General features: G+C 71.8%; 13 protein-coding genes. All 13 read left to right on the top strand.

Annotated elements, in window-relative coordinates; translation table 11 throughout:
* The first annotated feature begins 42 nt into the window (after positions 1 to 42).
* The 13 genes from HMPREF9719_RS03810 (at position 43) to efp (ending at position 14,551) form a co-directional block, all read left to right on the top strand.
* Positions 43 to 1,386, top strand: a complete 1,344-nt coding sequence (locus tag HMPREF9719_RS03810; protein WP_004600650.1) for a replication-associated recombination protein A — start codon at positions 43 to 45, stop codon at positions 1,384 to 1,386.
* A 156-nt stretch (positions 1,387 to 1,542) separates the two neighbouring features.
* Positions 1,543 to 4,218 carry an alanine--tRNA ligase gene (gene alaS, locus HMPREF9719_RS03805; RefSeq protein ID WP_004600649.1) on the top strand — a complete coding sequence of 892 codons (2,676 nt, stop codon included), beginning with the start codon at positions 1,543 to 1,545 and terminating at the stop codon, positions 4,216 to 4,218.
* Between the two features lie 167 nt (positions 4,219 to 4,385).
* Positions 4,386 to 4,949: a Holliday junction resolvase RuvX gene (gene ruvX, locus HMPREF9719_RS03800; RefSeq protein WP_004600648.1), complete on the top strand. Its 564-nt coding sequence runs from the start codon at positions 4,386 to 4,388 to the stop codon at positions 4,947 to 4,949.
* A complete protein-coding gene (gene mltG, locus HMPREF9719_RS03795; RefSeq protein WP_004600647.1) occupies positions 4,946 to 6,196 on the top strand; it encodes an endolytic transglycosylase MltG in 1,251 nt (416 codons plus the stop codon). Before ruvX ends, mltG begins: the two co-directional genes overlap by 4 nt.
* Before the next feature lie 7 nt (positions 6,197 to 6,203).
* Entirely contained in the window at positions 6,204 to 7,028 is an 825-nt protein-coding gene (locus HMPREF9719_RS03790) for a shikimate dehydrogenase (RefSeq protein WP_004600646.1), read from the top strand.
* A gap of 11 nt (positions 7,029 to 7,039) precedes the next feature.
* Positions 7,040 to 7,480 carry a prepilin peptidase gene (locus HMPREF9719_RS03785; RefSeq protein WP_004600645.1) on the top strand — a complete coding sequence of 147 codons (441 nt, stop codon included), beginning with the start codon at positions 7,040 to 7,042 and terminating at the stop codon, positions 7,478 to 7,480.
* 119 nt (positions 7,481 to 7,599) lie between these two features.
* Positions 7,600 to 8,337 carry a DUF5058 family protein gene (locus HMPREF9719_RS03780; protein WP_004600644.1) on the top strand — a complete coding sequence of 246 codons (738 nt, stop codon included), beginning with the start codon at positions 7,600 to 7,602 and terminating at the stop codon, positions 8,335 to 8,337.
* A gap of 75 nt (positions 8,338 to 8,412) precedes the next feature.
* Positions 8,413 to 9,138: a hypothetical protein gene (locus tag HMPREF9719_RS03775; protein WP_004600643.1), complete on the top strand. Its 726-nt coding sequence runs from the start codon at positions 8,413 to 8,415 to the stop codon at positions 9,136 to 9,138.
* A 126-nt stretch (positions 9,139 to 9,264) separates the two neighbouring features.
* Entirely contained in the window at positions 9,265 to 10,491 is a 1,227-nt protein-coding gene (gene aroC, locus HMPREF9719_RS03770; protein ID WP_004600642.1) for a chorismate synthase, read from the top strand.
* Positions 10,488 to 12,056, top strand: coding sequence for a 3-dehydroquinate synthase (gene aroB, locus HMPREF9719_RS03765; RefSeq protein WP_004600641.1), 1,569 nt, complete (start codon positions 10,488 to 10,490; stop codon positions 12,054 to 12,056). The genes aroC and aroB overlap by 4 nt, the downstream gene beginning before the upstream one ends.
* A 124-nt stretch (positions 12,057 to 12,180) precedes the next feature.
* Positions 12,181 to 12,630 (top strand): type II 3-dehydroquinate dehydratase, encoded by a 450-nt coding sequence (gene aroQ / locus HMPREF9719_RS03760; protein WP_004600640.1) that lies wholly within the window; start codon positions 12,181 to 12,183, stop codon positions 12,628 to 12,630.
* A 124-nt stretch (positions 12,631 to 12,754) separates the two neighbouring features.
* Positions 12,755 to 13,846: a M24 family metallopeptidase gene (locus HMPREF9719_RS03755; protein ID WP_004600639.1), complete on the top strand. Its 1,092-nt coding sequence runs from the start codon at positions 12,755 to 12,757 to the stop codon at positions 13,844 to 13,846.
* Between the two features lie 141 nt (positions 13,847 to 13,987).
* Positions 13,988 to 14,551 (top strand): elongation factor P, encoded by a 564-nt coding sequence (efp, locus tag HMPREF9719_RS03750; protein ID WP_004600638.1) that lies wholly within the window; start codon positions 13,988 to 13,990, stop codon positions 14,549 to 14,551.
* Positions 14,552 to 14,568: the final 17 nt, after the last annotated feature.

Genomic DNA, 14,568 nt, shown 5'->3' with positions numbered 1-14,568 from the left:
ACCGGCAGGCACACGAGTTCAACGAAGCGGGAGGGCGAAGCGATGCAGGACGCGCTCTTCGGCGACTCCGCCGGTGAGCCGCAGGACAACCCGGGCCCGCGGGTCGACCCGGGCGCGCCGCTCGCGGCGCGGATGCGGCCCCGCAGCCTCGACGAGGTGCTCGGCCAGGAGCACCTGCTCGCCGAGGGCCGCCCGCTGCGCCGCCTCGTGGAGGGCTCCGGGCAGTCCTCAGTCATCCTCCACGGCCCGCCCGGCACCGGAAAGACGACGATCGCCTCGCTCATCAGTTCCGCGGCGGGCTCGCGGTTTGTCGGGCTCTCCGCGCTCAGCGCCGGCGTTAAGCAGGTCCGCGAGGTCATCGCCGACGCCAGGCGCCGCCTCACCCAGGGCACCCGCACCGTGCTCTTCATCGACGAGGTGCACCGCTTTTCCAAGACGCAGCAGGACGCGCTGCTCGCCGCGGTCGAGGACCAGACCGTGCTGCTCGTCGCCGCGACCACCGAGAACCCGTCGTTCTCCGTCGTGGCGCCGCTGCTTTCGCGCTCCCTGCTCCTCGAGCTCAAGCCGCTCGGCGAGGACGACATCGCCGCGCTCATCGACCGGGCCGTTAACGACGAGCGGGGGCTGGCCGGCCGGGTGCGGCTCGACGACGAGGCGAGGGCCGACCTCGTGCGCCTCGCCGGCGGGGACGCCCGGCGCGCCCTGACCTACCTCGAGGCGGCGGCCTCCGCGGTGGGCGACGGCGAGGTCGTCACCTCGGAGACGGTCTCGGCGAATATCGACCGTGCGGTGGCGCGCTACGACCGCGACGGCGACCAGCACTACGACATCACCAGCGCGTTTATCAAGTCGATGCGCGGCTCCGACCCGGACGCCGCGCTGCACTACCTCGCCCGCATGATCGACGCCGGCGAGGACCCGCGCTTCATCGCCCGAAGGCTCGTCATCCACGCCAGCGAGGACGTCGGCATGGCCGACCCGGAGGCACTTCGGGTCGCGGTCGCCGCGGCGCACGCCGTCGCGTTTATCGGGATGCCCGAGGGTCGGCTCGCGCTCGCGCAGGCCACCATCCACATCGCGACCGCCCCGAAGTCGAACTCGGTGATCACCGCGATCGACGAGGCCCTTAGCGACGTGCGCTCCGGGGCGGCGGAGCCGGTGCCGGCGCACCTGCGCGACGGGCACTACGCCGGCGCGAAACGCCAGGGCAACGCGGTGGGCTACCGCTACCCGCACGACGACCCGCGCGGCGTGCTCGCCCAGCAGTACCCACCCGACGGGCTGGTGGGGCGCGACTACTACCGCCCCGGCGAGCACGGCCGGGAGAAGGCCACGGCCAAGATGCTCGCCGCGCTGCGGCGCATCGTGCGCGGCCGGGCCCGCTAGGGCGGCCCGCCCGCCGGGCGGGACGAGCCGCGGGGCCGGGTAAGCTCTCCTAGCGCGTGCCCGCGCCGGCGAGCCGGCCCCGCCTTGATATTTTTTAGACCTGACAAGTACAACGACCTCGACGCCCTCGCGGCAGATGGTAAGGATGTGTCCCCCGTGAAGACCCACGAGATCAGGGAGCGTTTCACCAAGCACTTCGTCGACGCCGGCCACACGAACGTGCCGAGCGCCTCGCTCGTCCTCGACGACCCGAACCTCCTGTTCGTCAACGCCGGGATGGTGCCCTTCAAGCCCTACTTCTTAGGCCAGCAGAACCCGCCGTTCGAGTCGGGCACCGCGACGTCGATCCAGAAGTGCGTGCGCACCCTCGACATCGACGAGGTGGGTATTACCACCCGTCACAACACGTTCTTCCAGATGGCCGGAAATTTCTCCTTCGGGCAGTACTTCAAGCGCGGCGCCATCAAGCACGCCTGGTCGCTGCTCACCGACCCGCTCGACAAGGGCGGCTACGGGCTCGACCCGGATCGCCTGTGGGTCACCGTCTTCGAGCACGACGACGAGGCCGAGGAGATCTGGCGCGACGAGGTGGGCGTGCCGGCGGAGCGGATCCAGCGCCTCGGGATGGAGGACAACTACTGGTCGATGGGCGTGCCGGGGCCCTGCGGGCCCTGCTCGGAGATCTACTACGACCGGGGCCCCGAGCACGGCAAGGAGGGCGGCCCCGCGGTCGACGACACCCGCTACATGGAGATCTGGAACCTCGTCTTCATGGGCAAGGAGCGCGGCGCGGGCATCGGCAAGGACGACTTCGAGATCATCGGCGACCTGCCGAAGAAGAACATCGACACCGGCATGGGCGTCGAGCGCGTCGCCTGCATCCTCCAGGGCGTCGACAACGTCTACGAGACCGACCTGCTGCGCCCCGTCATCGACGTCGCCGAGGACAAGACCGGCGCCACCTACGAGGGCGAGGACACCAGCGAGGCGGACAACATCCGCTTCCGCGTCATCGCCGACCACTCGCGCACCGCGATGATGATCATCCTCGACGGCGTCACCCCCGGCAACGAGGGCCGCGGCTACATCCTGCGCCGCCTGCTGCGCCGCATCGTGCGCTCCGCGAGGCTGCTCGGCGCGACGGGCCCGACGATGGAGGCGTTCATCGACACCGTCATGGACACCATGGCGCCCTCCTTCCCGGAGATCGACGAGAACCGCGAGCGCATCCGCTCCGTCGCGACCCGCGAGGAGCAGCTGTTCCTGAAGACCCTGAGCTCCGGCACGCGGCTCTTCGAGGAGACCGCGCAGGCCGCGAAGGCCGCGGGCTCCTCGAAGGTCAGCGGCGAGCGCGCCTTCGAGCTCCACGACACCTACGGCTTCCCCATCGACCTCACCCTAGAGATGGCCGAGGAGGCCGGCCTCGAGGTCGACATGGCCGGCTTCGACTCCGCGATGGCCGAGCAGAAGGCCCGCGCGAAGGCCGACAGCCAGAAGAAGAAGCACGGCCACGAGGACTTAAGCGTCTACCGCGAGTTCGTCGACAACCAGCCCACCGAGTTCCTCGGCTACGACCGCCTCGAGTCGGGCGGTAACGTCATCGGGCTCGTGCGCGACGGGAAGCTCGTCGGCGAGGCGCCCGCAGGCACCGAGGTCGAGGTCATCCTCGACGCCACGCCCTTCTACGCGGAGTCCGGCGGCCAGCTCGGCGACCGCGGCGTCATCGCCACCCCCGGGGCGTCGCTCGACGTGCGCGACGTGCAGAAGGTCGGCAAGAAGGTGTGGGTCCACAAGGCGGAGGTCACCTCCGGCGGGATCGCCGTGGGCGACGCCGTCGACGCGAAGGTTGACGGCCAGTGGCGCCACGGCGCCAGGCAGGCGCACTCCGCGACCCACCTCGTCCACGCCGCGGTCCGCCAGGTCTTGGGCCCCACCGCCGTGCAGGCCGGCTCGATGAACCGGCCGGGCTTCCTGCGCTTCGACTTCAACTACGGCGAGCAGCTCACCGAGGACCAGCTCCGCGAGATCACCGACATCGCCAACCAGGCGGTCGACACCGACTGGCAGGTCAACACCTTCGAGACCTCCCTCGACGAGGCGAAGGCCATGGGCGCGCTCGCGCTCTTCGGCGAGAACTACGGCGACCAGGTGCGCGTCGTCGAGATCGGCGGGCCCTTCTCCATGGAGCTGTGCGGCGGCACCCACGTCGAGCACTCCTCCCAGGTCGGGCCGGTCTCCGTGCTCGGCGAGTCCTCCGTCGGCTCGGGCGCTAGGCGCATCGAGGCCTACACCGGGCTCGACGCGTTCCGCTTCTTAAGCAAGGAGCAGGCGCTCATCTCCGGGGTGTCCACCGCGCTCAAGACGAGCAGCGAGGACGTGCCCGGGCGCGTCGCGCAGCTCGCCGAGCGGCTCCGCGAGGCGGAGAAGCTCGTCGAGCGGCTGCGCCGCGAGCGCCTGCTCTCCCAGGGCGGGGACATCGCCCAGTCCGCGGAGCTCGTCGGCGCCACGAGGCTCGTCGCCCGCCGCGTCGGCGACGACACCACAGGTGGCGACCTGCGCACCCTCGCCGCCGACGTGCTCGGCCGGCTCGACGGCCCCGCGGTCGTCGCGCTCGCCGCCCGCGACACCGCGAAGGGCAAGGTGCCCTTCATCGTCGCGGCGAACGAGGAGGCCGTCTCCGGCGGGCACAAGGCCGGCGATCTGGTGAAGCTCGTCGGGTCCTACATCGACGGCCGCGGCGGCGGGAAGCCCGCCATGGCGCAGGGCTCCGGGGCGAAGATCGACGGCCTCGAGGCGGGCTTCGCCGCGCTGCGCGACGAGCTGCGCGGCTAGGCCCGGGGCGCGGGGGCGGCGAATAATAACGAAACGATCACGAAAATTCGCCGTTTCGGCCCCGGATGCCTACAGTTGTCGATAGCCATCCCCCCGCCCGCGGCCGCGCCCGGGCGGGGGAGCGTGGACGACGTCCAAAAAACACGGAAAGTACAAGTAAAAGGTCTATGACGGTTCGTGCCGATACGCCGGGGTCCAAGGACCCGGGTCCCGGCAGACGCCTAGGCGTCGACGTCGGCACCGTGCGCATCGGGGTGGCGGTCTCCGACGGGGAGGCGAGCATCGCCACCCCCGTGGAGACCGTGTCCCGCGACACCGAGGCCGGCGCGCCGGACGGGGCGGACATCGACCGCCTCGCCGAGCTGGCCGCCGGCTACCGCGCCGTGGAGGTGATCGTCGGGCTCCCGACGACGCTGAAAGGCCGCGGCTCGGCGAGCGTGGCGCAGGCCGAGCTCGTCGCCGGCCGGCTCGCCGAGCGCGTCTCGGCGCCGGTGCGGTTCTTCGACGAGCGGCTCTCCACCGTCGTGGCGACCCAGGCGCTGCACGCCTCCGGCGTGAGCGAGCGCCGGGGCCGCGCCGTCGTCGACCAGGCCGCCGCCGTGGAGATCCTGCAGGGCTGGCTGGACGCCCGCCGGCGGGAGCTGGACCGGCGTCGCGCGCCCGGCCGGGTGGGCCCGGCCGAGCTCGCGAGGCGTGCCCGTAAGAGGAAGGGTGAGGCTGAGAAACCATGACTGCACGCTCGAGGCAGACCGCCCCTAGACGGGGGCAGCGGCCCCGGGGCGGGCGGCCGGCCCCTGCCCGGCGCCGCACCCGCGGCCAGCAGCGCTGGACCGCCGTCGTCGCCGCGGTCATCGTCCTTGCGGTCGCGCTCGTCGTCTTCGTCGGGGTGCGCGCCGCCGGCAGCAACGACTACGAGGGCACCGGCAACGGCCAGGTGCAGCTCGTCCGCGTCGAGGAGGGCCAGTCCATGTCGGAGCTGGGCCCCCACCTCGTGGAGCTCGGCGTCGTGAAGTCCGAGGAGGCCTTCGAGTCGGCCGCCTACCTCGCGCCCGGGGCCTCGAGCCTCATGCCGGGCTTCTACCGGCTCGAGGAGGAGATGAGCGCCGAGGCCGCCGTCGAGGCGCTCATGAACCCCGACAACCAGGTCGACCTCCTCCAGGTGCAGGGCGGCTCGACCTTAAAGGACGTCACGGTCGTCGGCGGGGACACCCGCAACGGGATCTTCACCCAGATCTCGGAGCTCAGCTGCGCGGAGAACCAGGACGACTGCCTCGACGTCGAGGACCTCGAGAACGCCGCGGCCAACGCCGACCCGAAGGCCCTCAAGGTGCCGGAGTGGGCGCGCGACGCCGTCGAGGACCACAAGGGCGACGAGCGGCGCCTCGAGGGGCTCATCGTGCCGGGCGACTACATCATCGACCCGAAGATGGACGCCGAGGAGGTCTTAGCCGAGCTCATCGGCAACTCCGCAGGGCACTTCGAGAAACTCGACGTCGTCTCCCGCTCGAAGGCCGTGGGGCTCGAGCCCTACGAGCTCCTCACCGCGGCGTCCCTCGTCGAGCGCGAGGCGCCGGCCGGGGAGTTCGACAAGGTCGCCCGCGTCATCCTCAACCGCCTCGACGAGGGCATGCGCCTCGAGTTCGACTCGACGGTGAACTACGGCCTCGAGGAGCAGGAGGTCGCCACCACCGACGAGGACCGCGAGCGCGAGACGCCGTGGAACACCTACGCCAAGGAGGGCCTGCCGGAGACCCCGATCGCCTCCGCCTCGGACGACGCGATCACCGCGGTGGAGAACCCCGCCGAGGGCGACTGGCTGTTCTTCGTCACCATCGACCAGGACGGCACGACGGTGTTCAACGACACCTTTGAGGAGCACCAGCAGGACGTCATCGAGGCCCTGGAGAACGGCGTGTTCGATACCAACCGCGCGGAGCCCGGCGGCGAGGAGTCCGGCGCCGGCGAGGACGAGGAGTAGGGCTCCCATGGCGGGTCCCGACTCCGGGCGCGCCCTCGTGTTGGGCAGCCCCATTAGCCACTCGCTCTCCCCGGTGCTCCACAACGCCGGCTACGAGGCGCTGGGGCTTGAGGGCTGGTCCTACGACCGGCTCGAGTGCGACGCCGAGGCGCTGCCCGGGGTCGTCGAGTCCGCCCCGGAGGAGGTGCGGGGCTTCTCGGTGACGATGCCGGGGAAGTTCGCCGCGCTGAAAACCGCCACCGAGGCCACCGAGCGGGCCCGCCGCATCGGCGCGGCCAACACGCTCGTGCGCGTGCCCGGCGGCTGGCTAGCCGACAACACCGACGTCGACGGCGTCGACGGCGCCCTGAACGAGCTGCTCGGCGAGGACACGCCGTCGTGCGCGCTCGTCATCGGCGCGGGAGGCACCGCGCGGCCCGCGATCGTCGCGCTCGCGGCGCGCGGCGTGCGCGAAATCGCCGTGCTCAACCGCTCCGACCGCGCCGCGGAGCTCTCCGGGCTCATCGACGGCACCGACGCGGCGCTCGAGTTCCACGGCTTCGGCGAGGACCTCCAGGAGCTCGCCTACTCGGTGGGGGCGATCGTCTCCACCGTGCCGAAGGGATCGCTCGACGAGCACCAGTCCCGGCTGCTCGGCCACGCCCCGGTGCTCGACGTCGTCTACGACCCGTGGCCCACGAGGCTCGCGGTCGCCGCCGCGTCGAACGGCCGCTTCACCGTCGGCGGGCACGTCATGCTCGCCTACCAGGCCTACACCCAGTTCGAGCTCTTCACCGGCCGCCCCGCGCCCCGCCAGGCGATGTGGCGCGCGCTCAAGGCCCAGCTCGGCTAGCCTTCCGGGGCATGAGCCCCGGGGCGCTTTTGCCGCTCGCCTTCTGCCTGGTGTGGGGCGGGGCGCTGGCCGCCGTGGACGCGCGCAGCCGCCGCCTGCCCGACTACCTCACCCTGCCCGGCGCCGCCGCGTGCGCGGCCTGGGCTCTTACCTGCGGGCGTCCCGCGCTGCTGCTCGGCGGGCTCGCCTGGGCGGGGCTCTACCTGGTAGCCGGGCTCCTCGCCCCGGAGGGCGCGGTCGGCGGGGGAGACGTGAAGTTCGCCCTCGGGCTGGGCGTGCTCGCCGCCACCGCCGGGCCCGCGGGCCTTCTCCTTGCCGCCGCCGGCTCGAGCGTCCTCACGCTGCTCTACTGCGCCGCCGCGCGCGCCACCAGCGCGCCGCACGGGCCCGCGATGGCCGCGGCCACCGCGCTCGTCCTCGCGGGCGACCTCGCCGCCGGCGCCTGGAGATAGGCGGCCGCCGCGTGCCGGAGCGGGCGGCTCCTCACTCGCGCGACCCGGTATGAGATAGGGATCTCACGGCCGCTATAGTGATGCGCAATATGTTGGCCTACTAACGATCGGGGACAGCCATGACGCCCCTGGCCGAGGACGCCTCGGCGACGCTGCCGGTGCAAAACTCGCCCATCCTGTGGATCTCCGTGGTGGGGGTCTTCGGGGTGATCTTCGTGCAGACCTTCCTCTACGTGCGCGCCGCGCAGCGCGCCGCCGACGGGATCGGCATGCCGCGGAAGGACCTGCGCCGCGGCTTTAGGGCCGGGGCGGTCGCCTCGATCGGGAGCTCGCTGGCGGTCGTGCTCATCGCGTTTGCGCTGCTCGCGCTCTTCGGGGTGCCGGCGGTGCTGCTCCGTATCGGGCTCATCGGCTCCGCCGGCACGGAGACCGGGTCCGCGGCGATCGCCGCGGAGACCATGGGCGTCGAGCTCGGCGGCTCCGACTACACCTCCGAGGTGTTCGTCGTCATGCTCGCGGCGATGACGCTCTCGGGCGGGATGTGGATGGTGTGCACGCTCATCCTCACCCCGATCCTCAGGCGCGGCGGGAAGAAGTTCGCGCAGAAGAACCCCGCGGCGCTGGCGATCGTGCCCTCGGCCGCGCTGCTCGGGGCGTTTTCCATCCTCACCGCGAAGGAGGCCTCGCGCAGCGGGCTGCACCTCGGGCTCGTGCTCGTCTCCGCGGCGATCATGGCCGCCTGCCTCATCGCCGCGGAGCGCTTCAAGTGGGAGTGGATCAGGGAGTGGGCGCTCGGCATCGCCATCCTGCTCACGCTGATCGTCGCCTTCGCCGCCGAGGCCATAATCCTCGCCTAAGAGCCGCCGACCCCTCACCCCTTCAGGCGGTCACCCCGCCGCTGTCGCCCCACCCCCAGGACGGAGCACCTCACCATGACCTTCACCCCCGCGATCGCCCCGGACGCCCAGAGCGCGGCGATGAGCCGCTTCGAGCGCCAGACCGGGATCATCGGCCCCATCACCATGGCCGCCGGGCTGTTCTTCTCCCTGCTCGGGCCCGCCGCGCTCGTCTTCTTCGGCGGCTTCGACGTCGACCTCGCCACGGTGATCGGCGCGTTCGGCGCGGTCGCCGTGGTCTTCGGGATGCTGTGGTTCATCGAGCCGCTGACGTACTTCCCCATCGTCGGCCCGGGAGCCATGTATCAAACTTTTATGATAGGAAATATTTCCAATAAGCTCATTCCCGCGGTCGTCACCGCCCAGTCGGCGCTGCGCCTCAAGCCGGGCAGCAGGCAGGCCGACCTCACCGCGGTCATGGCGATCTCCGGGGCGGCGTGCGTGCACCTCACCAGCCTGCTCGTGCTCGTCGGGGGCCTGGGGATGTGGCTGCTCACCGTCATCCCCGAGGAGGTCATCGCTCTCTCGCAGGAGTACATCCTCTCCGCGCTGCTCGGCGCGGTGGTCGTGCAGCTCATCGTCCAGGTGAGGAACCTGCGCATCACGCTCATCGCCGTGGCCTGCGCGCTCGTCATGCAGTTCGTGCTCATCCCGCTCGTGCCGCAGCTCGCGATCCCCAGCACCGGGATCGTCGTCTTCGCCGCGATCGCCCTGGCCTGGCTGCTGCGCGACAAGGACCGCTGGGCCGCGAGCGCCGAGTAAAGACCAAAAACTTGATTAAACCTGTTGTCTAGCCTCGAGGCTTCATTTCCGTCCGGAGTGCGTCCCGCGGGTCGGGATGGCGATCCTGTTGCGTGGTTCACCCTCGGGTATGGGATAGTTGGGGTCATGCTTGAGTGGAAGACAGCCGGGGAGTCGCACGGCCAGGCGCTCGTCGCCCTCGTGGAGCACGCGCCCGCGGGCGTGAGCGTCACGAGCGGGGACATCGCCCATCACCTCGCCCGCCGGCGGCTCGGCTACGGCCGCGGGGCGCGCATGTCCTTCGAGAAGGACCGCGTGACGCTCTTAAGCGGCGTGCGCTTCGGCAAGACCCTGGGCAGCCCGCTGGCCATCGTCATCGGCAACACCGAGTGGCCGAAGTGGGAGACCATCATGAGCCCCGACCCGGTCGACGAGTCCGACCCGGAGGTCGCCGCCGCCCTCGACTCGGGCCGCGGCGCGAAGCTCGCCCGCCCCCGGCCCGGCCACGCCGACTTCGCGGGCATGGTCAAGTACGGCTTCGACGAGGCCCGCCCCGTCCTCGAGCGCTCCTCGGCGCGGGAGACCGCGGCGCGGGTCGCCGCGGGCGCGGTGGCGCGCGCCATCCTCCGAGAGACCCTCGGCGTGGAGGTCTTCTCGCACGTCGTGTCCATCGGCGAGTCCGAGCCCTACCGCGGGCCCGCCCCGGGTTTCTCGGATCTCGAGGCGATCGACGCCTCCCCGGTGCGCGCCTTCGACGAGTCCGCCGAGGAGGACATGGTCTCGCGCATCAAGGACGCGAAGAAGGCCGGCGACACCCTTGGCGGCGTCGTCGAGGTGCGGGTCGCGGGCCTGCCCATCGGGCTCGGCGCGCACACCTCGTGGTCCGACCGGCTCGACGGGCAGCTCGCGCAGGCGCTCATGAGTATCCAGTCGGTCAAGGCCGTGGAGATCGGCGACGGCTTCCTCGAGGCCCGCCGCCGCGGCAGCGCCGCCCACGACGAGATCCGCCGCGAAGGCGGGAACGTCGCCCGGGACACCAACCGGGCCGGCGGCCTCGAGGGCGGCATGACCAACGGTGAGGACCTCGTCGTGCGCGTCGGCTTCAAGCCCATCTCCACCGTGCCGCGGGCGCTGTCGACCATCGACATGTCCTCCGGCGCGGACGCCAAGGCCATCCACCAGCGCTCGGACGTGTGCGCCGTGCCCGCCGGCGGCGTCGTCGCCGAGGCGATGGTCGCTCTCATCCTCGCGCGCGCCGTGCTCGAGAAGTTCGGCGGCGACAGCGTCGAGCAGACCGCACGCGCGGTCGCCGACTACCGCTCGGGCGTCGAGCGACGCCTCGCCTTCGCGCGCGGCGAGGGGGCCGAGTCGTGAGCCCCCGGGTCGTCATCGTCGGCCCGCCGGCGGCCGGCAAGTCCACCGTGGCGGCGCTTCTCGCGGAGCGCCTCGGGGTGGGGCTCGTCGATAGCGACGAGCTCATCGCAAAGGAGCACGGCCGCCCCTGCGGGGAGGTCTTCGCCGAGCTCGGGGAGCCGGAGTTCCGCCGCGCCGAGGAGCGCGCCGTGGCGCGCGCGCTCGCCAGCGGCGGGGTCGTGAGCCTCGGCGGGGGAGCGGTCATCAGCACGGCGACCCGCCGGCTGCTCGCCGACCTGCCGGTCGCGTGGCTCGACGTCTCCGCGGCAGAGGCGGTGCGCCGCACCAGCGGCGACGACTCCCGCCCCGTCCTTCAGGCCGAGGACCCGCTCGCGCACTACGAGAACCTGCTGCGCGAGCGCCGCGGCTTCTACGAGGGCGCCGCGAGCTTCCGCATCTCCACCGACGAGGCCACCCCGGAGGAGGCCGCCGCCCGCGTCGCGGCCGCGCTGCCCCGCGAGGTGGCAGTCGAGGGCGAGGCCGGCTACCCGGTGACCATCGGGCGCGGGGTGCTGCCCGTCGCCGCCGCCCGCGTCGCGGAGCTGGGCGCGGGGCGCTGCCTTGTTGTTGCCCAGCCGGCGCTGCGCGGCCTCGCCGATAGGCTTTGCGGGCACCTGTTCAGGCGCGGGATCGTCGCCACGATCGCGGAGCTCCCCGACGCGGAGGCCGGCAAGACCTCGGACGTGCTCGTCGGCCTGTGGGACCGGCTCGCCGAGGCGGGCCTGGGGCGCGGCGACGCCGTGATCGGCGTGGGCGGCGGGGCCGCCACCGACGTCGCGGGCTTCGCCGCGGCGACGTGGATGCGCGGCGTCCCCGTCGTGCAGGTGCCCACCACGCTGCTCGCGATGGTCGACGCCGCGGTCGGCGGGAAGACCGGCATCAACACCCCGGCGGGCAAGAACATGGTCGGCGCGTTCCACCCGCCCGCCGCGGTCGTGGCGGACCTTGCGGCCCTCGACGGGCTGCCGCGAGCGGAGCTCGTCGCCGGCTTCGCGGAGGTCCTCAAGGCCGGCTTCATCTCGGACACCCGCATCCTCGAGCTCGTCGAGGACGACCCCGATGCCGCGCTCGACCCGGAGGGCGCGCTGCCCGAGCTCATCGAGCGCGCCGTCGCGGTCAAGGCGCGCGTCGTCGGCGAGGACCTCAAAGAGGCCGGCCCCAGGGAGGCGCTCAACTACGGGCACACCTTCGGCCACGCCGTCGAGCTGCGCGAGCGCTTCGCCTGGCGCCACGGCGACGCCGTGGGCCTCGGCATGCTCTTCGAGGCGCACCTGGCGCGCGAGTGCGGCCTCATCGACGACGCGCTCGTCGAGCGCCACGAGCGCGACCTCAAGCTGCTCGGCCTGCCCACCACCTACGAGGACGGCGCCTTCGACGAGCTGCTCGCCGGCATGGCGCGCGACAAGAAGAACCGCAACGGCGTCATCCGCTTCGTCGCCCTCGACGGGCGCGCAGGCTCCACGACCAGGCTCGAGGGGCCGCCCGAGGAGGCGCTGCGCGCCGCCTACGCGCGGATCGCGCGCTAGCCTCGGGTCCACGGAGCAGAGACCGACCGCAGGCCCGCGGGGCCGGCCGCGCCGCCCGCGGCGGCCCCGCGCGGTCACGAGGCTTGTTCACGGTCAAGAGACGTTATTTAAAGGAGTGATCCCGGTGCCCGCCACCCCCGCAGGAATCCTCGTCATCAACGGCCCCAACCTCGACCGGCTCGGCAAGCGCGAGCCCGCCGTCTACGGCACGGAGACCCTCGCCGACATCGAGAACAAGATCGCCGGCCGGGCCGCGGAGCGCGGGCTTGCCGTGGAGTTTCGCCAGTCCAACAAGGAGGGCGAGCTCGTCGAGTACGCCCACGAGGCCGCGGACCTGGGATACGCGGTGATCGTCAACGCCGGGGCCTACACGCACACCTCGATCGCGCTGCGCGACGCGCTCGCCGAGGTCGCCGACGGCCCCGGCTTCGTCGAGGTGCACATCTCCAACGTGTACGCCCGCGAGCCGTTTAGGCACCGCAGCTACCTCTCCGATCGGGCGCTCGGCGTCGTCGCGGGGCTCGGGAGCTTCGGCTACCTCGCCGCGGTCGACTTCCTCGCCGGCGGGCGCTAACAGGGCCTACCGCCCAATCCGCCCGGCGGGCCGGCCGCGCCGCGCGGCGCGCTCGCCTATGCTGAATCAAAGGCGAAGAAACGTCGCAGCCGCCCCCGCCGGGGCTTCGTGTTAAGGAGGAGACATGGTCCTAGCCGACACCCGCTTTCTCACCCGCCGCAGGAAGCTCGCCGCGGAGCTCGCCGGCCAGCGGGTCGACGCGATGCTCGTCACCAACCTCATCCACGTGCGCTACTTCTCGAACTTCTCCGGGTCGAACGGCGCGCTGCTCATCAACAAGGACCTAAGCGCGAGCATCGCGACCGACGGGCGCTACGCCACCCAGATCGCCCAGGAGGTCCCCGACATCGAGGCGGTCATCGGCCGCCAGTGCGGCGAGACGCTCTTAAGTCGCGTGGAGGGGCCCAGGCGCGTGGGCTTCGAGGCGGACTACGTCTCCGTGAGCGAGCTCGAGGCCTTCAAGGAGGCCGCCGGCGACGGGGTGGAGCTCGTGCCGGTCAGCGGCGCGCTCGAGGACATCCGCATCACCAAGGACCCCCTCGAGCTCGAGCGGCTGCGCTGGGTGGCGCGCATCGCCGCGGACGCGTTCACCACGCTCATCCAGAGCGGCGAGCTCGCCGTGGGCCGCACCGAGCGCGACGTCGCCGCGGACCTCGAGCTGCACATGCGCCGCAACGGCGCGGAGCGCACGAGCTTCGACACGATCGTCGCCTCGGGCACGAACTCGGCGCTGCCGCACCACACCGCGGGCGACCGGATCATCAAGCCCGGCGACATCGTCACCCTCGACTTCGGGGCGTCCGCCGCGGGCTTCAACTCGGACATGACCCGCACCGTGGTCATGGGGCAGACTGACTCGTTCGCCAAGGAGATCTTCGACCTCGTGCACCGCGCCCAGGCCGCGGGCATCGCCGCCGCGACCGCGGGCACGAGCCTCTCGGACGTGGACGCCGCCGCCCGCGAGGTCATCGAGGACGCCGGCATGGGGGAGTACTTCGTGCACTCCACCGGCCACGGCGTCGGCCTCGAGGTCCACGAGGCGCCGTACGCCTCGACGACGGGCAAGGGCGTGCTCAAGCCCGACATGACGCTCACCATCGAGCCGGGCGTCTACGTCCCCAACAAGGGCGGGGTGCGCATCGAGGACACCCTCGTCATCACCGAGGGCGACCCCGAGATCATCACCAACATCGATCGCGACCTCCTCGTCCTGTAAGCTAAACCGGTCCCACGGGCGCCGCCCGGCCCGCCCCGCGCAGCGGGCCCGCGCCGCGCCGGCGGGCGCCGGGGCCCGGCCCGCGGCCGCGACCCGCCCCCCGATAGCGCGATTGTCTAGGTAACTTAAGGAGAGCACCAGGTGGCAACGACGAGCGACTTCAAGAACGGCCTCGTTTTGAGCATCGACGGCAAGCTGCAGCAGATCGTCGAGTTCCAGCACGTCAAGCCCGGCAAGGGGCCGGCGTTCGTGCGCACCAAGCTCAAGGACGTCGTCTCGGGCAAGACGGTGGACAAGACCTTCAACGCCGGCGTCAAGGTCGACACCGCCACCGTCGACCGCCGCGACATGACCTACCTCTACAACGACGGTGAGTCCTACGTCGTCATGGACGATAAGACCTTCGACCAGATCGAGCTGCCCGCCGAGAAGTTCGGCGACGCCGCGCGCTTCCTGCTCGAGAACATGCGCGTCCAGGTCTCCTTCCACGAGGACGAGCCGCTCTTCGCGGAGCTGCCGGTCTCCGTGGACCTGAAGGTCGAGCACACCGACCCGGGCCTGCAGGGCGACCGCTCCAACGGCGGCACGAAGCCCGCCCAGCTCGAGACCGGCGCCGAGATCCAGGTGCCGCTCTTCATCGAGACCGGCAACGTCCTCAAGGTCGATACCCGCAGCGGCGAGTACCTCTCCCGCGTCAGCAACTAATTTAAGGCACCCCCGGC

Origin of the sequence: Corynebacterium otitidis ATCC 51513 (genome assembly GCF_000296405.1) — a bacterium.
Lineage (GTDB): Bacteria > Actinomycetota > Actinomycetes > Mycobacteriales > Mycobacteriaceae > Corynebacterium > Corynebacterium otitidis.
This window is presented reverse-complemented; position numbering and strand designations above follow the sequence as displayed.